We start from the raw sequence: 19,084 nt of genomic DNA on the forward strand, positions 1-19,084 counted from the left end.
GTTCTCCTCGTTGAGTTAATCGTGTGGAAGGCCCAAGTTTGCTAGGGCTCGTGCGCCACGCTGCCGCATGGGACTCTGGCTTCCGGAGGCCAAATACTTGGCGACAGTCAAGTCTGGTTGAAGCGAACGCACCAATTCGAACGTCTTGCGTGCTTCTTCCATTTCACCAATCTCATACTGGGAGATGAGCAGCGCGCGGATCGTGGGCAAGTGATAGCGGTTCTTCTTCAGTGACGAAAGACACAGGTCGATCGCTTGTTGCAACCGACCAAGTCCCAAATAGCTATTCGCCAGCATCATCTCGAAATAGTACTTCTGCGGATCGAGCGGCGACAAGTGCAGCGCGTTCTCTGCTTCCGTCATCGAGTCTTCCGGCGTGCCCCACATGGTCGACCACACGCTGTTGTACAGCCAGGCCATGGGGTCGTTCGGGTTGCTCTGCGTGGCTTCCTGCAGCAAACGGTGCGAGGCGTCCACGTCTTCGCCCAGGTGGCACAGGGCATGGCCCTTGATGGCCATGGCGAGCGAGCTGCTGGGTTCGAGGTCGAGCGCGCGGTCGGCGGTGTCGATGGCGCGTTTGAAGTCCCGCGCGGGTTCGCCCGACAGGCCTTGCACCACCTGCATGATGTGCCACTTGGCCAGCCAGGCCCAGGGTGTGGCCACGCGCTTGTGGCGTTCGGCCACGGCTTCGAGCAACTGGTGGCTGCGCTGCAGGTCGCGCGGCGTCGAGCGGTGCATGAGCGTGATGCCGCCCAGCATCAGGGCGTTGCTGTCGAGCTGCGGCACCGGCAGCACCAGGGTGCGTTGCACCACGTTGTTGAGCAAGGCCCTGGCACAGGCCGAGCAGAGGGTATCAAGCAGGCTGCTTTGTGCTTCCAGCAAGTCACGCGTGTCGCCAGTGAGGCGTTCGGCCCAGATCACTTCGCCACGGCGGCGGTCGGCCAGCTCGGCCATGATGACCACCTTGTCGCCATAGGTGACGTAGCTGCCGCCGAGCACGAAGCTGGCGTCCAGGTGCTGGCCGATCTGTTCGGTGCTGCTGTGGCGGCCGCGGAAAGCGGTGGTGGACATGCGCGAGATCACGCGCAGGTCCTGGCTGCGCGAGAGCTGGGCGATCACGCCGTCGGCGATGAGTTCGCCGATGACGAACTGTTCGGCTGCGTGGCTGCGTGTCTCGAACGGCACCACGGCGAGCGAGGGCCGGAAATCGGTGCTGGCGCTCTCGGGCACCTGGGCCCGCACCGCCGTCGAATGGCTGGACACCGGGTACAGCGCCCAGGCCCGCACCGGCTCGGGCCAGTGCTTGAGGTAGTTCTCGCCGCGGTCTTCGACTTCGGCGTCCACACCGATCACGATGCCGTCGAACACGCTGGTGGTGATCACGGTCTCGCCCGGCGCTGCGAGGTCGGCCACGCGCGCCGCCAGGTTCACGCCATGGCCGTAGACGTCGTTCTCGTCCGCGTACAGGTGGGTGGCGTTGAGCCCAGCGCGCAGGTGCAGTTGTTGTGCGGAGGGCAGCGTCTGGTTCAGCGGCACGAAGTACTGGTGCAGCGTGAACGCGGCGCGCACCGCTTCGGTGGGTTGGTCGAACTCGATCAGCATGCCGTCGCCCAGGCTCTTGACCATGCGGCCATGGCAGGCTGGCAGCACTTTGGACGTGGCGTGGTGCACGAAGCCGCGCCAGTGGTTGACCACCGCCGCCTCGTTGGCGGCCATCAGCCGCACCGACTCCACCAGGTCGATGACCAGCACGACCTTGTGCCGCTGCTGCGGCAGGGGTGGCAGGTCTCCCATGCCAGTGGAGGAGGGTGTTGCGGTCACGGGAGTAGGGGCCATTGGCCGGAAAAACAGCTACAGGACAGGCGGCTGCAGTGTCTCACAAGTCCCTGGCAGCGCGCTGACGGGCGCGCAGGGGCGAAAAAAAGCCGGCTTGCGCCGGCTTTTGGGATCGGTTTTCCGCACCCCGGGGGTGCGTGGACACGCAGATCACTTGAGGTGTTCGTTGACCAGCTTGGTCATTTCGAACATGGAAGCCTGGGCCTTCTTGAAGATTTCCTTCAGCTTGGCGTCGGCGTTGATCATGCGGCGGTTGACCGAGTCTTGCAGCTTGTTCTTCTTGATGTAGTCCCAGATCTTCTTGGTGACTTCGGTGCGTGGCAGCGGAGAGTTGCCCACGATGGCGGCCAGAGCGGCGCTGGGGGTCAGCGCTTTCATGAACGCAGCGTTGGGGGTGCGCTTCTTGGCGGGAGCGGCTTTTTTCGCAGCGACCTTCTTCGCAGGTGCAGCGGCCTTCTTCGCAGGAGCGGCTGCCTTCTTGGCCGGAGCGGCTGCCTTCTTCGCAGGTGCAGCGGCTTTCTTTGCCGGAGCGGCTGCCTTCTTGGCCGGAGCGGCCTTCTTCGCAGGAGCGGCGGCTTTCTTGGCCGGAGCCGCTTTTTTAGCGGGTGCTTTTTTCGCAGTTGCCATGATTGAATTTCCTTCTAGAAGTTGACGATTCCCCAGCGGAAAACGCGCTTTCTCACTGGTGTCTCGGATGCTAATGGAGTTGCTGCAGCAATCCAAGGTGGCGAGCGCGTTTTTTTCTGGCTTTGCGCGCGCCAGAAGTGGTTTTTTGGCTGGGAAAACAACACTTGCTGTCGGGCGAGCCGCAGCCCGTCTGCCTCTGGGAGCGTTTCTGCTCCAATCGCCAGCAATTGCCGGACGTTTTTTTTGCGAGTTCCATCATGACCACGCCCACCGCTTTTGCCACCTGCGACCTCTGCGATCTGCACAAGAACGATGGCTCCGGCGCGTTCCGCGTGCTGCCTCCCGTGTTCCGCGATTTCGGCGCGCACCGCCGCTTTGCCGGGCCGGTGGTGACCGTCAAATGTTTTGAGGACAACACGCTGGTGGAGGCTGCGGTGGACAGTGCGGGCGACGGCCGGGTGCTGGTGGTGGACGGTGGCGGTTCGCTGCGCCGCGCCTTGCTCGGCGGCAACCTGGGCGCGGCGGCCGCACGCAATGGTTGGGCCGGGGTGGTGATCGACGGCTGCGTACGCGACGTCGCCGAGCTGGCGCTGAGCCCGGTGGGCGTTCGTGCACTGGCCTCGATGCCGCTGCCGACCGAAAAACGCAACGAAGGCCAGCGCGATGTGGCCGTGCAGATCCAGGGTGTGTGGGTACGGCCGGGCGACTGGCTCTACGCCGACGAAGACGGCATCGTGATCGCCGACCGCGCGCTGTGAACCACCGCCACGAACAGGCTCAGGCTCAGGCGGTCACGCCCTTGTAGAGCATGTAGGTGGCCAGCATGTACAGCAGGCAGGCGAACACGCGCTTGAGCGACTTCACGGGCAAGGCGTGTGCGGCCTTCACGCCCACCGGCGCCATCAGCACGCTGAAGACGGCGATCACCGCCAGCGCGGGCAGGTAGATGTAGCCGATGGAGCCGGCCGGCAGGTCGGTCAAACCCTGGCCTGCGATCACATAACCCACCGCGTTGGCCAGTGCAATCGGAAAGCCCAACGCCGCGCTGGTGGCCACCGCGTTGTGGATGGTCACGTTGCACCAGGTCATGAAGGGCACGCTGACAAAACCACCACCCGCTCCGACCAGGCCGGAGAGCATGCCGATAACGCTGCCGGCACCGACCAGGCCGGGTGTGCCGGGTAGGGTGCGTGTGGGTTTGGGTTTCTTGTCGATCAGCATCTGCGTGGCCGAGAAGCTGACGAAGGCGGCGAAGAACAGGGCCAGCCAGGCGCCCTTGAGCAGGGAGAAGATGCCCAGGCTGGCGATGGCCGAGCCGAGCACGATGCCGGGCGCCAGACCCTTCACGATGTCCCAGCGCACCGCGCCGCGCTTGTGGTGCGCGCGCACACTGGAGATGGACGTGAAGATGATGGTGGCCATGGAGGTGGCGATGGCCATCTTGACCGCGAGGTCTGCTTCGATCCCGCGGTCGGCAAGGATGAAGGTGATGAAGGGCACCATCAGCATGCCGCCACCAATGCCCAACAGGCCAGCGAGAAAACCGGTGCCGAGGCCGAGTGCGGCCAGCTCGATGATGAGAACGGGATCCAGGGGCATGAAAGGTGTCTGCAAGTGCCGCCGGACCGGCATCCTGAACCGGGGTTCAGGTGGGCAAGGGCAGCGTGGCTTCGGGTTCGTCTGACGCGAGACGCTCGCACCAGCCACGCAATGTACCAAGCCCGGGCTCTATGAGCATTGGTTCAAGGAAATATAAAGCCCGGCGCGCACTGCAGACGGTTCAAATTGTAGGCGCTGCACGCGGGCTCGGCGGCCCATGGGGCCATCTATTTTTTTGCGCTGACCGACGGTGCCTCAGAGCAGGCGTCCGTCCTTGTCCAGCGTCTGGTCGAGGCGGCGCATCAGGTCTTCCACGCGCGCCTGTGTCTGCGGGTCGAGGGGCTCGCTGTCGAAGCCTCCACCGGCCTCGGCGAAGCCGCCACCCTCGGCCTGGCCGAACGACGAAGCCTGGAAACTCTCGGCTTCTTTCTGCGACAGCTCGAACGCCAGGTTGAGCGAGGCCAGTACCGCGATACGGTCACGCGCCTTCACCTTGCCGGCGTCGCGGATGCGGCACATGGCGGTGTCCACGCGCTCCACCGCGTCGAGCAGCGAGGCTTCGCCGCCCGGCGGGCACGAGAGCAGGTAGCTCTGGCCCATGATCTGCACTTCGAGCTGCTTGCTGCCGGGCTTGTTCACGAACGCTCCTTGCTGGAATCTTGGGGGGTGTCGCCCAGGCCGGGTGGCAGGCGGTCGAGCAGGGCGTCGATGCGCGCACGTGCCGCCATCAGCCGGGACTTGAGCGAGTCGCGCTCGGCCTGCAACGCGTGCACCTGTTCCACCAGCAATGCATTGGTGCGTTGCAGTTCCTCGTGGCGCAGCAGCAGGCGCTCTACGCGTTCGGTGATCTGGTCAATGTGCTTGGGGTCGGCCATGGTCGTGACTCGAAGTTTTCGCATTGTAGGGTTGCCCCAGGTGGGCGCGACTTAGAATGGCCCCTGTTGGTGCTCGCGGTGTGGTTCACATGCCGCAGTTCAACGGGAAGCAGGAGGGCCCATCCCCGGGATGAACCTAACCTGCGCTGCCCCCGCAACGGTAAGCAGGCGGGACACGGGCGGCGCCAGCAGGCGCGTACGGTGTCCCAGCTTTCATCACGCAGCCACTGGAAAACCGCCTTGTTTTCCGGGAAGGCGATGGAGGTCGTTCTGTCAGCCCGGATACCGGCCAACAAGGTGGTGGTACGTCCGGCAACGGCCGCGCCGCCGTGACGCCCATGCACTGTCGGGGACGATGGTGAAGGCTCTCTCGCTGCTCTCCTCAAAATGAAAAACCGCACCCTGGCCGTGCTGCCGCTGGCACTGCTGGCCGGCTTCAGCGCGTCCGCTGCCCACGCCCAAACGTCCTCCGCTTCGCCTGCCGAGGCTTCTCTGAAAGAAACGGTGGTCACGGCCACGCGGGTTGAGCAAGCCCTGACGGACGTGGTCGCCGACATCACGATCGTCGACCGCGTGACCATCGACCGCAGTGGTGCCACCGGCATCGCCGACATGCTGGCTCGGGTGCCAGGTGTTTCGATCAGCCGCAACGGAGGACCAGGCGCCTCAACCAGCGTGTACCTGCGTGGTGGTGAGACTCGCTTCACGGCGGTGTACGTGGACGGTGTTCGCATCGAATCGCAAAGCACCAGCGGCGGTGCCAGCTGGAACGCCATTCCGCTGTCTCAGATCGATCGCATCGAGGTGCTGCGAGGCCCGGCCGCTGCGGTCTACGGCTCAGACGCGATCGCCGGCGTGATCCAGATTTTCACGAGGCAGGGCCAGGAGGGTTTCTTCCCCTGGGTTGAGGTGGGTGCTGGCACCTATGGCACTCGAAAGCTGGATGCAGGTTTTGTCGGTGGGTCGGGCGTCTGGGACTACGCACTCGGCGTCACGCGCGAGACCAGCACCGGCTTCAATGCCCAACCCGCTGGCAACCCCGACCGCGACGGTTATCGCAGCAAGGCTGTATCTGCGAAGCTGGGCTTGAAGCTGGTCCCAGGGCATAGGCTGGACATGACCTTGCTGTCCAGCAAGATGGATGCGCAGTACGACGCCTCCAATTCCCGCCGAGACGATCACGCGCTGTCCGAGTTGACCACGTCGAGTCTGAAGTGGTCTGCCAAATGGAGCGATGTCTACAGCACGCAGGTCAGTGTCAGTGAGGGCACGGACCGGTATGAAACCCGTCCGTCTCCTTACCTCACGAAAACCCGTCTGAGCAATTACCTCTGGTTGAACCAGTGGCGCTTGGGCGAGCACAACGTGACGGCGTCGCTTGAGCGGCGTGAAGACAAGTTCGCCAACGTGGACACCACTCCGCCGACGACCGACCGGTCACAGAATGCGGTGGCGCTGGGGTACGGCTGGCAGACCGGCAAGCACAGCGTGCAACTCAATGCGCGTCATGACCGCGACAGCGAGTTCGGAGCGAAGTCGACGGGCAGCGCGGCTTACGCCTACGCGTTCGTTCCAGGCTGGAGCCTCACAACCTCGGCCGGATCTGCGTTTCGTGTGCCGACTTTGTACCAACGGTTCAGCATTTACGGTGTCCCTTCGCTCAAACCCGAAACGGCCCGGAACGTCGAAGTGGGTGTGAAGCGTGACGTCGGTGGCAGCCACTTCAGCGTTGTCGCTTATCGCAACAAGGTGTCCGATCTCATCACCTACGTCGGTGGGCCAGGTTCGTGCATCAACGGTGTGGGTGCGCGAGCGGGCTGTTACGGCAACACGGCCCGAGCGGAGTACTCGGGAGTGACCGTCGCCGCCGATGGAAAGCTCGGCAAGTTCGCACTGCACGGCTCCATCGACTGGCAGCACCCCAAAGATCTCGACACAGGCCGGGAGCTGGCACGCCGACCCCGAGAAATGGCCAAGCTGGGTGTGGACACACAAGTAGCAGGCTGGACTGTGGGCACGGAGATGGAGTTGGTGGGCCGGCGTTTCAACGACGCGGCAAACCGCCAGCGTATGGCTGGTTACGGGCTGGTTAACGCTTACGCAAGCAAGCGCGTTGCCTCCGACTGGACCGTGCTCGGTCGCGTGGACAACCTCGGCGACAAGACCTACCAGACCGCCCGTGGTTACGCCACCGCGGGCCTCACGGTGTATGTGGGCCTGAAGTGGGCACCGCTCTGAAGATTCACCGCGCATGACGCCCCACCATTGCCCGGCCATTCTGGTGGCGGCCCCGGCTTCCGGCCAGGGCAAAACCACCGTGGCCGCGGCATTGGCGCGCCTGCATGCGCGCGCCGGCCGGCGTGTGCGCGCTTTCAAATGCGGGCCCGATTTTCTCGACCCGCACTGGTTGGCCCTGGCCAGCGGGCATGCGGTGCACAACCTCGATCTCTGGATGACCGGCGAAGCCGATGCGCGCGCGCGCCTGCACGCCGCTGCGGGCGAGGCCGACCTGATCGTGGTCGAAGGGGTGATGGGCCTGTTCGACGGTGAGCCGAGCGCGGCCGATCTGGCGCAGCGCTTCGGCCTGCCGGTGATGGCCGTGATCGACGCCTCCGCCATGGCCGGCACCTTCGGTGCGCTGGCCTTCGGCCTGCAGCACTTCCGCCCCGGCCTGCCGTGGGCGGGTGTGCTGGCCAACCGCGTGGCCAGCGAACGCCATGCCGAGATGCTGCAAGGCGCACTCGCTGGAGGCGGCGGTGGCCAGGCCTCGCCCTTCCTGGGCGCCGTGCCACGCGACGCCGCGTTTTCCTTGCCCGAGCGCTACCTGGGCCTGACGGTGGCGGCCGAGTTGCCCGACGCGCTGGCGCGGCTCGATGCGGCCGCCGATGCGCTCGCCGCCACGCCGCTGGGCCGCATGGACAGCGCCGCGCTGCAAGCCTGGTCGGTGGCTTTTGCAGCACCCGAGCCGGCACCGGCGACCGCACCCTTGCTGCAGGGCCGCCGCATCGCGGTGGCGCAGGACGCCGCCTTCTGTTTTGTCTATCCGGCCAACCTGGACGTGCTGCGCGCACTGGGCGCCGAGTTGTGTTTCTTTTCGCCGCTGGCCGACGAACCGGTGCCCGCCTGCGACGCGGTCTGGTTGCCGGGCGGTTACCCCGAGCTGCACGCCGCCACCCTCAGTGCCAGCCGACACACCGCGCCGGGCTTGCGCGCACACGTGGCCGCTGGCCGGCCGCTGTGGGCAGAATGTGGCGGCATGATGCCGCTGTTCGAAACCCTGGTGACGGTGGATGGGACCTCGCACGCCGGCTGGGACCTGTTGCCCGGCCGCGTGCTGGTGCAGCCGCGGCTGGCCGCACTCGGGCCGCAGCAGCTCACGCTGCCGGCCGGCAGCCTGCGTGGCCACACCTTCCATTACTCGCGCTGCGAATCGCCGCTGGCGCCGGCCCTGCACACCGAATCCCAACGCGGCGGGGTGCGTGGGCTGGGCGAGGCGGTGTACCGCCAGGGTTCGTTGCAGGCCAGTTATTTCCATGCCTGGTTTGCGTCCAGTCCGGCGGCCACCGCGTCGCTGTTCCTGCCGGCGGAGGGCGCATGAGCAGCAGCCACCGCCACGCCAGCCCGGGCCCGCAGCGCATCGTCTGCCTCACCGAAGAAACCACCGAGTGGCTCTACCTGCTGGGCCAGGAGCAGCGCATCGTCGGCATCTCGGGCTACACCGTGCGGCCGCGCCGCGCGCGCGAGGAAAAGCCCAAGGTCAGCGCTTTCCTGAGCGCGAAGATCGACAAAATTCTGGCGCTCCGGCCCGACTGCGTGTTCGGCTTTTCCGACCTGCAGGCCGACATCGCCGCCGAGCTCATCCGCGCCGGCGTGCAGGTGACGGTGTTCAACCAGCGCAGCGTGGAAGAGATTTTTTCCATGCTCTACCAGGTCGCCGCGATGGTGGGTTGCGCCGAAGCCGGCCTGGCCTGGATCGCCGACAGCCGCAGCCGGCTCGAGACCATCCGTGCCGATGTGCAGGCGCTGCAGGCCGGTGGCAAGCGCCGGCCGCGGGTGTTTTTTGAAGAGTGGGACGAGCCGCACATCAGCGGCATCCGCTGGGTGTCCGAGCTGCTGGGCATTGCGGGTGGTGACGACGTGTTCCCCGAACTCGCGGCCATGCCGCTCGGCAAGAACCGCATCATTGCCGACGGTGCCGAGATCGTGCGCCGCCAGCCCGACATCGTCATCGGCTCCTGGTGCGGCAAGAAGTTCCGGCCCGAGAAGGTGGCGGCACGCGCGGGCTGGTCGGACGTGCCGGCGGTGAAGAACGGCCAGTTGTTCGAGATCAAATCCGCCGACATCCTGCAGCCCGGCCCGGCCGCGCTCACCGACGGAGTCAATCAGATGCACCGCATCGTCACACACTGGATGCAGCAACATGGCTGAGCCCATTGCCCGCAGCGAGTTCATCCTCGGCGGCCAGCGCAGCGGCAAGTCGCGCCGCGCCGAGCTGATCGCGCGCCACTGGCTGAGCGCGGCACTCGACCACCGCACGGTGCTGATCGCCACCGGCCAGGCCTGGGACGACGAGATGCGCGAGCGCATCGCGCGCCACCAGCGCGACCGCGCCGAGCGTGTGCCCGGCATGCTGACGGTGGAAGAACCGCGCGCGCTGGCCGAAACACTCACCCTGCACAGCGCGGCACAAACCCTGGTGGTGGTGGACTGCCTCACGCTCTGGTTGACCAACCTCACCATGCCGGCCGAAGGTGTGGACGCCGTGGACCCCGCGGCGCCAACGCTGGCGCTGTGCCAGGCCATTGCCGCCGTGCCCGGCCCGGTGGTGCTGGTGGGCAACGAGATCGGCCTGGGTGTGATTCCGATGGGGCGCGAGGTGCGCGCCTTTGTGGACGCGCTCGGCGCGCTCAACCAGGCCGTGGCGGCCGCCAGCGAGCGTGTGACGCTCATGGCCGCCGGCCTTCCCCTGACTCTGAAAGCGCCTGCCTGATGGCCCGTCTCTTTTTCTGCTTCCGCTGGGTGATCGCGTTCGCGCTGCTGGCGCCGTCCGCCGGCGTGTTGCATGCGGCCGGAATCCAGATCACCGACGACCGTGGCGTCAGCGTGACGCTGGCGCAGTCGCCGCAACGCATCGTGTCCGTGCTGCCTTCGCTCACCGAAACGGTGTGTGAACTCGGCCAGTGCCACCGCCTCGTGGGGGTGGACCGTTACTCCAACTTCCCGGCCTCGGTGCGTGCCCTGCCGCAGGTGGGAGGCGGCATCGACCCCAACATCGAAGCCATCGTGGCCTTGAAGCCCGACGTGGTGCTGATGGCCACCTCCTCGCGTGGCGTGCAGCGGCTGGAGTCGCTCGGCGTCAAGGTGCTGGCCATGGAACCACGCAGCTCGGCCGACGCGCAGCGGGTGATGGGCAAGCTCGGTGAGCTGCTCGAAGTGCCCGACGCGCAGCGCATCTGGCGCGCCATCGATGCCGGCGTGTCGGCCGCGGCGCAGTCGCTGCCGCCGGGCGTGCGTGGCCTGCGGGCGTATTACGAGGTGAGTGCCGGTGGTTATGCGGCCGGCACGCAGTCCTTCATCGGCGAGATGATGGCGCGGCTGGGCCTGCAGAACATCGTGGTGCCCGCCATGGGCCCGTTTCCACGCGTCAACCCCGAGTACGTGGTGCGCAACAATCCCGACCTGATCATGGTGGGCGCGCGCAACGTGCATGGCCTTGCGCAGCGCCCGGGCTGGCGCAGCATGCAGGCGGTGCGCGATCAACGCATCTGCGTCTTCACCACCGAAGAGTCCGACGTGCTGATCCGTCCCGGCCCGCGCATGGCCGAGGCCGCGCGCATCATGGCGCGCTGCATCGCCTCGAAAGGTGTGCGGTGAGCGGGGCGCGGCACAGCCTCTGGCTCGGCGGCGCCTTGCTGCTGGTGGCCCTGGCCGCGCTGGTGCTGGGCGTGGGCGTGGGCAGCACCGGGTTCGACAGCGTGCTGAACGCCCATAAAGACCCGGTGGCCTGGCAGATCCTGTGGGAAATCCGCCTGCCGCGCACCCTGGGGGCCTGGGTGGCCGGCGCGCTGCTGGGGCTGGCGGGCGCGGTGGCGCAAGGCCTGTTCCGCAACCCGCTGGCCGATCCGTATCTTCTCGGCAGCGCCTCGGGCGCGGCCCTGGGCGTGGCGCTGGCGCTGGCCCTGTTCGGCAGCACGCCGTTCGCCACCCAGTGGCTGGTGCGCCTGGGCCTGACGGGCGCGGCCTTCACCGGCGCGGTGGTGGGCGTGGTGCTCACGCTCACGCTGGCCAAGGGCGTGCAGCACACGCTGCGCCTGCTGCTGGCCGGGGTCATCGTCGGCGTGGTGCTGGGTGCCGCGCGCGATCTGGTCACCATCGCTTCACCCGACACCTTGCAGGCCATGCAGGGCTTCATGCTCGGCAGCACCGGCTTTGTCGGCTGGGCCGCCTGCGGCGTGATGGCTGCCATGTTGCTGGCTGCAGTGCTGGTCGCGGCATCGCTGGGCCGCGTGCTCGATGGCCTGGCGCTGGGCGAGGCCACTGCCATCAGCCTGGGCCTGCCGCTGTACGCCGTGCGCGCGGTGCTGGTGGCGGTGCTCGCACTGGCCACCGGTGCTGCGGTGGCGCAGACCGGCCTCATTGCTTTCGTGGGCCTGGCCTCGCCACACCTGGTGCGATCCATCGTCAAGACCACACACGGCCGGCTGATCGTATTGAGCGCGCTCATGGGAGGGCTGCTGCTGATGTCGGCCGACGTGCTGGCGCGCTGGATCATCGCGCCGCAGGAACTGCCGGTGGGCGTTCTCACCGCGGTGCTCGGCGGCAGTTACCTGCTGTGGCTGATGCACCGCCGCCGGCCGGGAGCGGGCCTGTGAGCCGCACCCTCCACACACCGACGGCGGCGCTGCACGCGCAGGGCATTGGCGTGGCGCTGGGCGGTACGCCGGTGTTGCACGACATCGACTTGCCGTTGCCGGCCGCCCGCTGGGCCAGCGTGGTCGGCCCCAACGGCGCGGGCAAGTCCACCCTGCTCAAGACCCTGGCCGGCCTGCTGCCGCACAGCGGTGAGGTGCAACTGCAAGGCCGGCCCCTGCCGCAGTGGCGCGGCCGCGAGCGCGCGCGTTGCCTGGCGTGGCTGGGGCAGGGCGAGTCGGGTGGCGAAGACCTCAGCGTCTGGGACGTGGCCATGTTGGGCCGCCTGCCGCACCAGGCCTGGCTGGCCGCGCCGTCGGATGCCGACCGCGTGGCCGTCGAACAGGCCTTGCGCGCCACCCAGGCCTGGGACTGGCGCGACCGCTCGCTGGGCGCACTCTCGGGCGGCGAACGCCAGCGGGTGCTGCTGGCGCGCCTGCTCGCGGTGCAGGCCGACGTGCTGTTGATGGACGAGCCGCTGGCCAACCTCGACCCGCCGCACCAGGCCGACTGGCTGCTGCTGGTGCGCGAGCTGGTGGCGCAGGGCAAGACGGTGGTGAGCGTGCTGCACGAGATCGGCATGGCGCTGCACGCAGACCAGCTGGTCGTGATGGCCCAGGGGCGCGTGGCGCACTGCGGCGCGAGCGATGATCCCGCCACCCACCAGGCCCTTGAGCAGGTGTTCGACCACCGCATCGCCATCCACCCGCTGGGCGACCAGTGGGTTGCGCTGCCCCGCTGATTTTTTTCGGAGTCATTCATGCAGATCGAAGCCCCTCCCGTCGACCGCGACACCCCCAAACCCCAGGGCGAGCGCCGCGGCCTGGTGATCGTGCACACCGGCACCGGCAAAGGCAAAAGCACGGCGGCCTTTGGCCTGGCCCTGCGTGCCCATGGCCGTGGCAAGGCGGTGAAGGTTTACCAGTTCATGAAGGTGCCGTCGGCGCGTTTCGGTGAACACCGATTGTTTGAACAACTGGGCATTCCCATCGAAGGCCTGGGCGACGGCTTCAGCTGGAAGAGCCGCGACCTCGACCACTCGGCGCAGCTCGCGCTGGACGGCTGGGCCAAGGCCGAGGCGGCGATCCGCGCCGGTGAACACTTCATGGTCGTGCTCGACGAAATCATGTACCCGCTGCGCTACGGCTGGGTGCCGCTGGAGGCGGTGCTGACCTGCCTGCGCGAGCGCCCGCCGCATGTGCACGTGGTGCTCACCGGGCGCGGCGCGCCGGCCGAGCTGGTGGAGCTGGCCGACACCGTGACCGAGATGACGCTGGTCAAGCACCACTTCAAGGCCGGCGTGCCCGCACAACGCGGCATCGAGGACTGAATGCACCCCCGCCACGCTTCGCGTGACCCCCTGGAAGGGGGCGATACCTGCAGCCCGGCCAAGCCGGTTCTGCGGTATCCCTTGATCAAGCCTTTGCAGGCCTCCGGTTCTGCCTTGGCCATGCTGGGCCTGCTCGGCGGCATGGCCGTGCCTGCGCTGGCGCAGCACCGCATCGTCACGCTGTCGCCCTCGCTCACCGAAGCGGTGTGTGCGCTCGGCCACTGCGCCGAGCTGGTCGGCACCGACCGTTATTCCCGCTGGCCGGGCACGGTGGCGCAGTTGCCCAAGGTGGGTGGCCTGCAGGATGCGCAGATCGAACACATCGTCGCGCTGCGGCCCGACATGGTGCTGCTCGGCCCGCGCAGCCGTGCGGGTGAACGCCTGACCGAACTCGGCGTGCCGGTGCAGACCTTTGACGCCCGCACCCACGCCGACCTGAAACGCATGTTGCTCGCGCTCGGCCAGTCGCTCGGCGAGACCGCACGCGCCCAGGCGCTGGTGCAGCGCATCGACGCCGAACTCGACGCCGCCGCGCGCCGCGTGCCGGCCGCGTTGCGCGGCCGCAGCGTGTACGTGGAGGTCGGCATCGGCCCCACCGCCGCCAGCACCAAAAGCTTCATCGGCGAGACCGTGGCGCGCCTGGGCCTGGTGAACATCGTCAACGGCGACGGCAGCCTGTTCCCGCGCGTCAACCCCGAGATGGTGGTGCGCCGCTCGCCCGATCTCATCATCGGCCCTGCGTCCACGCTGCACAACATGGCCGACCGCCCCGGCTGGCGCGGCCTGCCGGCGCTGCGCCAGCAGCAGGTGTGCCAGCTCGACGAAGCGCGCATGGACCTGCTGTCGCGCCCCGGCCCGCGCCTGGGTGAAGCGGCGCAGATGCTGGTTGACTGCCTGCTCGCCTTGCCAACCCCGCCCACGCTGTCGCGTTGATACCGCGCCGCCTCCGAATTGCCCCGAACACCCTGAAAGGACTTCCCACCATGCAGACCCGCAAGATCCCCGCCACCATCGTCACCGGTTTTCTCGGCGCCGGCAAAACCACGCTGCTGCGCCACCTGCTGACCAACGCGCAGGGCAAGCGCATCGCCGTCATCGTCAACGAGTTCGGTGAGCTCGGGATCGACGGTGAACTGCTGCGTGGCTGCGGCATCGGCTGCGACGAAAACGGCGAAGAGAACGGCCAACTGTTCGAACTCGCCAACGGCTGCCTGTGCTGCACCGTGCAGGAAGAGTTTGCGCCGGTGATGGAGCAGCTCGCCGCGCGGCGCGACCAGATCGACCACCTGGTGATCGAAACCTCCGGCCTGGCCCTGCCCAAACCGCTGGTGCAGGCCTTCCAGTGGCCCACGCTGCGCAGCACCTTCACGGTGGACGCGGTGGTCACCGTGGTCGATGCACCGGCCGTGGCCGCCGGGCAGTTTGCCGAAGACCCGGTGGCGGTGGACGCGCAGCGCCGCGCCGATGAAAACCTCGACCACGAGTCCCCGCTGGCCGAACTGTTCGAAGACCAGCTCGCCACCGCCGACCTGGTGGTGGTGAACAAGACCGATGGCCTGGACGCCGCCACGCTGGCCCAGGTGGAGGCCATCATCCGCGCCGAAACCCCGGCCGGTGTGAAGCTGGTGCACGCGCAACACGGCAAGCTCGACCTGGCCGTGCTGCTCGGCCTGGAGCGAGCGGTGGAAGACGTGATCGACCAGCGCAAGACCCACCACGACGAAGAGGAAGACCACGACCACGACGAGTTCGAGTCGGTCTCCATCACGCTGCAGGTGGCCGACCGCCAGCGCCTCATCGACGCCCTGGTGGCGCTGGTGCAGCGCCACGAGATCTACCGCGTGAAGGGTTTCGTGGACCTGCCCGGCACCGCCATGCGCCTGGTGGTGCAGGGCGTCGGTCAACGATTCGACAGCCACTTCGACCGCGCGTGGCGCGCCGACGACGTGCGCGCCACGCGCCTGGTGCTGATCGGTGACCACCTCGACGCCGCGGCCCTGCAGGCCGAGCTGCAAGCCGCGTTGTCCGCCACCACCGCCGCCTGAGGTTTCCGCCATGCACCTGCTCAGCACCCGCCCCGGAGGCCACGTCGAAGACGGCGGCCAGGGTGTGGTGCGCGTGGAGCAGACGCCGGGCGACATCGTGGTGCTCAGCGCCGCCGACACCACGCTCTCGCTGCTGGCCGACGCGGCCGCCAGCCTGGGTGATGGTTTTCCCAGCGTGCGCCTGGTCAACCTGATGTGGCTGCGCCAGCCCGCGTCCACCGACATGTATGTGGACGAGGTGCTGCAGCACGCGCGGGTGGTGGTGATCGACCACCTCGGCGCGCCCAGCGACTGGGCCTACGTGGTGGAGCAGGCGGTGTCGCTGGCCGCCAAACGCGGCCAGTGGCTGGTGCTGTTCTCCGGCGACAACGTGCAGGACCCGCAGTTGCTGATGCGCAGCACCGCCGCGCCGGAAGACTGCGACCACCTCTGGCGCTGCCTGCGCGAAGGCGGGCGCGACAACGCGCTGGCCTTCTTCTCGCTCATCGGCCACGCCGCCTTCGGCCTGGGGCCGCGCCCGCCCAGCCCCGCACCGCTGCCGCCGGTGATGCCCTACACCCCGCAGGCCGCCGCGCCCTGGCGCGAGGGGGCGCCGGTGGCCTTGCTGGTGTTCTACCGCGCCCACCTGCAGGCCGGCAACACGGCGGTGTTTGACGCCGTGCTGGCCGCGCTCGCCGACGAAGGCCTGAATGGCCTGGCGGTGGCGGTGGACTCGCTCAAGAACCCGGCCAGTCTGGCGCGCCTGCAGTCCATGGCGCAGGAGCACCGCGTGGCCGTGGTGCTCAACGCCACCAGCTTTGCCGTTGCGTCGCTGGACGGCAGCGACGACGCCTTGCCCGACAGCGCGGCCCTGTCCGCTCTGGCCGGTGATGCGCCGGTGCTGCAACTCATCACCGCCGGTTGTTCGCTGGAACAGTGGCAGGGCGACCCGCACGGCCTGGCGCCGCGCGACCTCGCCATGCAGGTGGTGCTGCCCGAGGTGGACGGGCGCATCGGCACACGCGCCATCAGCTTCAAGGGTCTGGCCTGGCGCTGCGAGCGCACCGAGGTGGACGTGGTGCGTTACCAGCCCGAACCCGAGCGCATCCGCTTCGTGGCCGAACTGGCGCGCCGCTGGTGCACGCTGCGCGACAAGCCGGCGGCGCAGAAGCGCATTGCGCTGATCCTCGCCAACTACCCCAACGACGACGCGCGCCTGGCCAATGGCGTCGGCCTGGACACGCCCGCGTCCACGCTGGGCATCCTGCAGACCTTGCGCGAAGCCGGTTACGCCACCGGCGAACTGCCCATCGACAGCGGCGCGCTGATGGACCAGCTGGTGCAAGGCGTCACCAACGACGTGCACGCCAACGAAGACCGGCCTGCGCACCAGAGCCTGGCCATGGCCGATTACCTGGCCGACTTCCAGGCCTTGCCGCAGGAGAGCCAGGACGCGGTGAACAGCCTCTGGGGTGAGGCCGCGCAAGACCCGATGGTGCGCAGCGGCCGCTTCATGGTGCCCGGCCAGCGCTTCGGCCAGGTGTTCGTCGGCATCCAGCCCGCGCGCGGACGAGACCTCGATCTGGTGGCGAGTTACCACGACGCCGACCTCGTGCCCACGCACGCCTACCTCGCGTTTTATTTCTGGCTGCGGCGCGCCTTCGCGGTGGACGCGGTGGTGCACGTCGGCAAACACGGCAACCTCGAATGGCTGCCGGGCAAGAGCGTGGCCCTGGGCGCGGCCTGTTGGCCCGACGCCATCCTGGGCCCGCTGCCGCACCTGTACCCCTTCATCGTCAACGACCCCGGCGAAGGCAGCCAGGCCAAGCGCCGCACGCAGGCGGTGATCATCGACCACCTCATGCCCGCCCTCACGCGCGCCGAAACCTACGGTCCGCTGCAAGAGCTCGAGCGCCAGATGGACGAGTACTACGAGGCCCTGTCGCTCGACCCGCGCCGCGCCAGGCTGCTGCGCGAAGGCATCCTGGCCCAGGTGCTCAAGCACCAGCTGCACCAGGAGCTGGGCTTCCAGCCACCGGCCGACGACGCACAGCGCGAGCAACTGCTGGCGCGGCTCGACGCCTACCTGTGCGAGATCAAGGAGTCGCAGATCCGCGACGGCCTGCACATCCTCGGCCAGTCGCCGCAGGGCCGCCAGCGCACCGACACCCTGGTGGCGCTGGCGCGTTTTCCCGGCGGCCAGGTGGCGGGGCAGGGCAGCCTGCTGGTGGCGCTGGCGCGAGACCTCGGCCTGCACGGCTTCGACCCGCTCAGCCCCGAGTGGGCCGACACCTGGACCGGCCCGCGCCCCGAGGCCTTGCAGGCCCTGAGCGACGAAGCCTGGCGCCACGCCGGCCACACCCGCGAACGGCTGGAGCTGCTGGCCACGGCCCTGGTGGCGCAACACGCCGGCGCCGAGACCACCCCGCTCGACGCGCAGGCCTGGCCGCACAGCGCGCCGGTCTTGCAGCGCCTGCGCCAGACCCTGGCGCCGCGCCTGGACGCCTGCGGCCCGAACGAAATCGGCCAGTTGCTGCGTGGCCTCTCGGGCCGTTTCGTGCCCGCCGGCCCGAGCGGCGCGCCCTCGCGAGGCCGGCCCGATGTCTTGCCCACCGGGCGCAACTTCTATTCGGTGGACACGCGCGCCGTGCCCACGCCCACCGCCTACGCCATGGGCGCGCTGGCGGCCGAACGCGTGGTCGAGCGCCACGTGCAGGACCACGGCAACTTCCCTACCGCGGTCGGCCTGTCGGTCTGGGGCACCAGCACCATGCGCACCGGCGGTGAAGACATCGGCCAGGCCTTTGCACTGCTCGGCGTGCGGCCCACCTTTGCGCCGGGCAGCAACCGGGTGGTGGACATCGAAGTGCTGCCGATGGCGATCAAGAACCGGCCGCGCGTGGACGTGACGCTGCGCGTCTCCGGCTTCTTCCGCGACGCTTTCCCCAACGTGATCGACCTGTTCGACACCGCCGTGCGCGCGGTTGCCGCCATCTCCGAGGCCGACGAGCCCGACGACATCAACCCGATCCGCGTGCGCGTGCAGCGCGAAGCCGCCGCCGCCGTGGCCGCGGGTGCCGAAGCCGAAGACGCACAGCGCCAGGCCACCTGGCGCGTGTTCGGCCCACGCCCGGGCGGTTACGGCGCCGGCCTGCAGGAACTCATTGACAGCGGCCGCTGGCAGCACAACGCCGATCTGGCCCAGGCCTACCTGCGTGCCGGCGCCTTTGCCTACGGCCAGGGTGGTCACGGCACGGCCGCGCGCGAGGCCTTCGAGCAACGCCTGGCGCGCGTGGACGCGGTGCTGCACAACCAGGACAACCGCGAGCACGACATCCTCGACTCCGACGACTACTACCAGTTCCAGGGCGGCATGGCCTCGGCCGTGCTGCACCTCACCGGCACGCCGGCCGCGCTGTACCACGGCGACTTCAGCACGCCCGGCGTGCCGCGCGTGCGCACGCTGGGCGAAGAGGTGGCGCGGGTGGTGCGCGCGCGCGCCGTCAACCCGAAGTGGATCGACGGTGTGAAGCGCCACGGCTACAAGGGCGCCTTCGAAATCGCCGCCACGGTGGACTACCTGTTCGCGTTCGACGCCACCACCGGCGTGGTCGGCGACCATCAGTACGCGCTGGTGGCCGACGCCTACCTGCACGACGACGACACACGCGGCTTCCTGCAACAACACAACCCGCTGGCGCTGCGCGGCATCGGCGAGCGCCTGCTCGAAGCCATGCAGCGCGGCCTCTGGGCCGAGCCGGGCGAGCACCGCGAGCGCATCGAACAGCATCTGCTGGAACTCGAGCACCATCTGGAGGAGGGCCGATGACGCATGCCCGCCGCGTCGTGAATCTGCTCCTTCCCCTTTCCTTTGTGAGGGGAGG

17 protein-coding genes, 1 other RNA gene and 1 riboswitch are annotated in these 19,084 nt (G+C 68.3%); of the genes, 12 read left to right on the forward strand and 6 right to left on the reverse strand.

From position 1 onward, the window contains the following. Positions 1-15: 15 nt before the first annotated feature. Together HPA01S_RS11775 and HPA01S_RS11780 are read right to left on the reverse strand one after the other, a co-directional pair. Positions 16-1,821 (reverse strand): adenylate/guanylate cyclase domain-containing protein, encoded by a 1,806-nt coding sequence (locus HPA01S_RS11775; protein WP_157084990.1) that lies wholly within the window; start codon positions 1,819-1,821, stop codon positions 16-18. 165 nt (positions 1,822-1,986) lie between these two features. Beyond that, positions 1,987-2,463: an SWIB/MDM2 domain-containing protein gene (locus tag HPA01S_RS11780; protein WP_066270139.1), complete on the reverse strand. Its 477-nt coding sequence runs from the start codon at positions 2,461-2,463 to the stop codon at positions 1,987-1,989. A 257-nt stretch (positions 2,464-2,720) separates the two neighbouring features. On the opposite strand from HPA01S_RS11780, the gene rraA reads away from it, so the two are divergent. Further along, complete coding sequence (gene rraA, locus HPA01S_RS11785; protein ID WP_066270140.1) at positions 2,721-3,221, forward strand: ribonuclease E activity regulator RraA; 501 nt, start codon at positions 2,721-2,723, stop codon at positions 3,219-3,221. A 25-nt stretch (positions 3,222-3,246) separates the two neighbouring features. Here the strand turns inward: rraA and HPA01S_RS11790 are convergent, their stop codons facing one another. The 4 genes from HPA01S_RS11790 to HPA01S_RS11805 form a co-directional block, all read right to left on the reverse strand. Further along, complete coding sequence (locus HPA01S_RS11790; protein ID WP_066270142.1) at positions 3,247-4,062, reverse strand: sulfite exporter TauE/SafE family protein; 816 nt, start codon at positions 4,060-4,062, stop codon at positions 3,247-3,249. Positions 4,063-4,064: 2 nt separating this feature from the next. Next, positions 4,065-4,244, reverse strand: a non-coding RNA gene (gene ssrS / locus HPA01S_RS11795) — 6S RNA. Positions 4,245-4,317: 73 nt separating this feature from the next. Next, positions 4,318-4,662 (reverse strand): cell division protein ZapA, encoded by a 345-nt coding sequence (locus tag HPA01S_RS11800; RefSeq protein WP_066270240.1) that lies wholly within the window; start codon positions 4,660-4,662, stop codon positions 4,318-4,320. A 35-nt stretch (positions 4,663-4,697) separates the two neighbouring features. Beyond that, positions 4,698-4,937: a hypothetical protein gene (locus HPA01S_RS11805; RefSeq protein WP_066270143.1), complete on the reverse strand. Its 240-nt coding sequence runs from the start codon at positions 4,935-4,937 to the stop codon at positions 4,698-4,700. Between the two features lie 50 nt (positions 4,938-4,987). Next, positions 4,988-5,245: riboswitch (cobalamin riboswitch) on the forward strand. 79 nt (positions 5,246-5,324) lie between these two features. On the opposite strand from HPA01S_RS11805, the gene HPA01S_RS11810 reads away from it, so the two are divergent. From HPA01S_RS11810 to cobN, 11 genes are all read left to right on the forward strand, one after another. Further along, positions 5,325-7,175 (forward strand): TonB-dependent receptor domain-containing protein, encoded by a 1,851-nt coding sequence (locus tag HPA01S_RS11810; RefSeq protein WP_066270145.1) that lies wholly within the window; start codon positions 5,325-5,327, stop codon positions 7,173-7,175. A gap of 13 nt (positions 7,176-7,188) precedes the next feature. Further along, complete coding sequence (locus tag HPA01S_RS11815; RefSeq protein ID WP_066270147.1) at positions 7,189-8,535, forward strand: cobyrinic acid a,c-diamide synthase CobB; 1,347 nt, start codon at positions 7,189-7,191, stop codon at positions 8,533-8,535. Beyond that, positions 8,532-9,365, forward strand: a complete 834-nt coding sequence (locus HPA01S_RS11820; RefSeq protein ID WP_066270148.1) for a cobalamin-binding protein — start codon at positions 8,532-8,534, stop codon at positions 9,363-9,365. The genes HPA01S_RS11815 and HPA01S_RS11820 overlap by 4 nt, the downstream gene beginning before the upstream one ends. Beyond that, the gene (locus HPA01S_RS11825) at positions 9,358-9,927 is read left to right on the forward strand and encodes a bifunctional adenosylcobinamide kinase/adenosylcobinamide-phosphate guanylyltransferase (protein WP_066270149.1); all 570 of its coding nucleotides are present in this window, start codon (positions 9,358-9,360) and stop codon (positions 9,925-9,927) included. The genes HPA01S_RS11820 and HPA01S_RS11825 overlap by 8 nt, the downstream gene beginning before the upstream one ends. Then, entirely contained in the window at positions 9,927-10,811 is an 885-nt protein-coding gene (locus HPA01S_RS11830; RefSeq protein WP_066270154.1) for an ABC transporter substrate-binding protein, read from the forward strand. The genes HPA01S_RS11825 and HPA01S_RS11830 overlap by 1 nt, the downstream gene beginning before the upstream one ends. Next, the gene (locus HPA01S_RS11835) at positions 10,808-11,809 is read left to right on the forward strand and encodes a FecCD family ABC transporter permease (protein ID WP_066270155.1); all 1,002 of its coding nucleotides are present in this window, start codon (positions 10,808-10,810) and stop codon (positions 11,807-11,809) included. The genes HPA01S_RS11830 and HPA01S_RS11835 overlap by 4 nt, the downstream gene beginning before the upstream one ends. Next, a complete protein-coding gene (locus tag HPA01S_RS11840; protein WP_066270160.1) occupies positions 11,806-12,588 on the forward strand; it encodes an ABC transporter ATP-binding protein in 783 nt (260 codons plus the stop codon). The genes HPA01S_RS11835 and HPA01S_RS11840 overlap by 4 nt, the downstream gene beginning before the upstream one ends. Positions 12,589-12,606: 18 nt before the next feature. Continuing rightward, positions 12,607-13,176, forward strand: a complete 570-nt coding sequence (gene cobO / locus HPA01S_RS11845) for a cob(I)yrinic acid a,c-diamide adenosyltransferase (protein WP_066270162.1) — start codon at positions 12,607-12,609, stop codon at positions 13,174-13,176. A gap of 81 nt (positions 13,177-13,257) precedes the next feature. Further along, complete coding sequence (locus HPA01S_RS11850; protein WP_245638632.1) at positions 13,258-14,109, forward strand: ABC transporter substrate-binding protein; 852 nt, start codon at positions 13,258-13,260, stop codon at positions 14,107-14,109. A 50-nt stretch (positions 14,110-14,159) separates the two neighbouring features. Further along, positions 14,160-15,221, forward strand: a complete 1,062-nt coding sequence (cobW, locus tag HPA01S_RS11855) for a cobalamin biosynthesis protein CobW (protein WP_066270164.1) — start codon at positions 14,160-14,162, stop codon at positions 15,219-15,221. A gap of 10 nt (positions 15,222-15,231) precedes the next feature. Continuing rightward, positions 15,232-19,029: a cobaltochelatase subunit CobN gene (cobN, locus tag HPA01S_RS11860; RefSeq protein WP_066270168.1), complete on the forward strand. Its 3,798-nt coding sequence runs from the start codon at positions 15,232-15,234 to the stop codon at positions 19,027-19,029. The last annotated feature ends 55 nt before the right edge of the window (positions 19,030-19,084 follow it).

The sequence above is a fragment of the Hydrogenophaga palleronii NBRC 102513 genome, assembly GCF_001571225.1.
GTDB classification, from domain to species: Bacteria; Pseudomonadota; Gammaproteobacteria; order Burkholderiales; family Burkholderiaceae_C; genus Hydrogenophaga; species Hydrogenophaga palleronii.

Coding starts and splice junctions, on each gene's coding strand:
- HPA01S_RS11780 (WP_066270139.1), bottom strand. CDS start 2,463: ATGGCAACTGCGAAAAAAGCACCCGCTAAAAAAGCGGCTCCGGCCAAG.
- rraA (WP_066270140.1), top strand. CDS start 2,721: ATGACCACGCCCACCGCTTTTGCCACCTGCGACCTCTGCGATCTGCAC.
- HPA01S_RS11790 (WP_066270142.1), bottom strand. CDS start 4,062: ATGCCCCTGGATCCCGTTCTCATCATCGAGCTGGCCGCACTCGGCCTC.
- HPA01S_RS11800 (WP_066270240.1), bottom strand. CDS start 4,662: ATGGGCCAGAGCTACCTGCTCTCGTGCCCGCCGGGCGGCGAAGCCTCG.
- HPA01S_RS11805 (WP_066270143.1), bottom strand. CDS start 4,937: ATGGCCGACCCCAAGCACATTGACCAGATCACCGAACGCGTAGAGCGC.
- HPA01S_RS11810 (WP_066270145.1), top strand. CDS start 5,325: ATGAAAAACCGCACCCTGGCCGTGCTGCCGCTGGCACTGCTGGCCGGC.
- HPA01S_RS11815 (WP_066270147.1), top strand. CDS start 7,189: ATGACGCCCCACCATTGCCCGGCCATTCTGGTGGCGGCCCCGGCTTCC.
- HPA01S_RS11820 (WP_066270148.1), top strand. CDS start 8,532: ATGAGCAGCAGCCACCGCCACGCCAGCCCGGGCCCGCAGCGCATCGTC.
- HPA01S_RS11825 (WP_066270149.1), top strand. CDS start 9,358: ATGGCTGAGCCCATTGCCCGCAGCGAGTTCATCCTCGGCGGCCAGCGC.
- HPA01S_RS11830 (WP_066270154.1), top strand. CDS start 9,927: ATGGCCCGTCTCTTTTTCTGCTTCCGCTGGGTGATCGCGTTCGCGCTG.
- cobO (WP_066270162.1), top strand. CDS start 12,607: ATGCAGATCGAAGCCCCTCCCGTCGACCGCGACACCCCCAAACCCCAG.
- cobW (WP_066270164.1), top strand. CDS start 14,160: ATGCAGACCCGCAAGATCCCCGCCACCATCGTCACCGGTTTTCTCGGC.
- cobN (WP_066270168.1), top strand. CDS start 15,232: ATGCACCTGCTCAGCACCCGCCCCGGAGGCCACGTCGAAGACGGCGGC.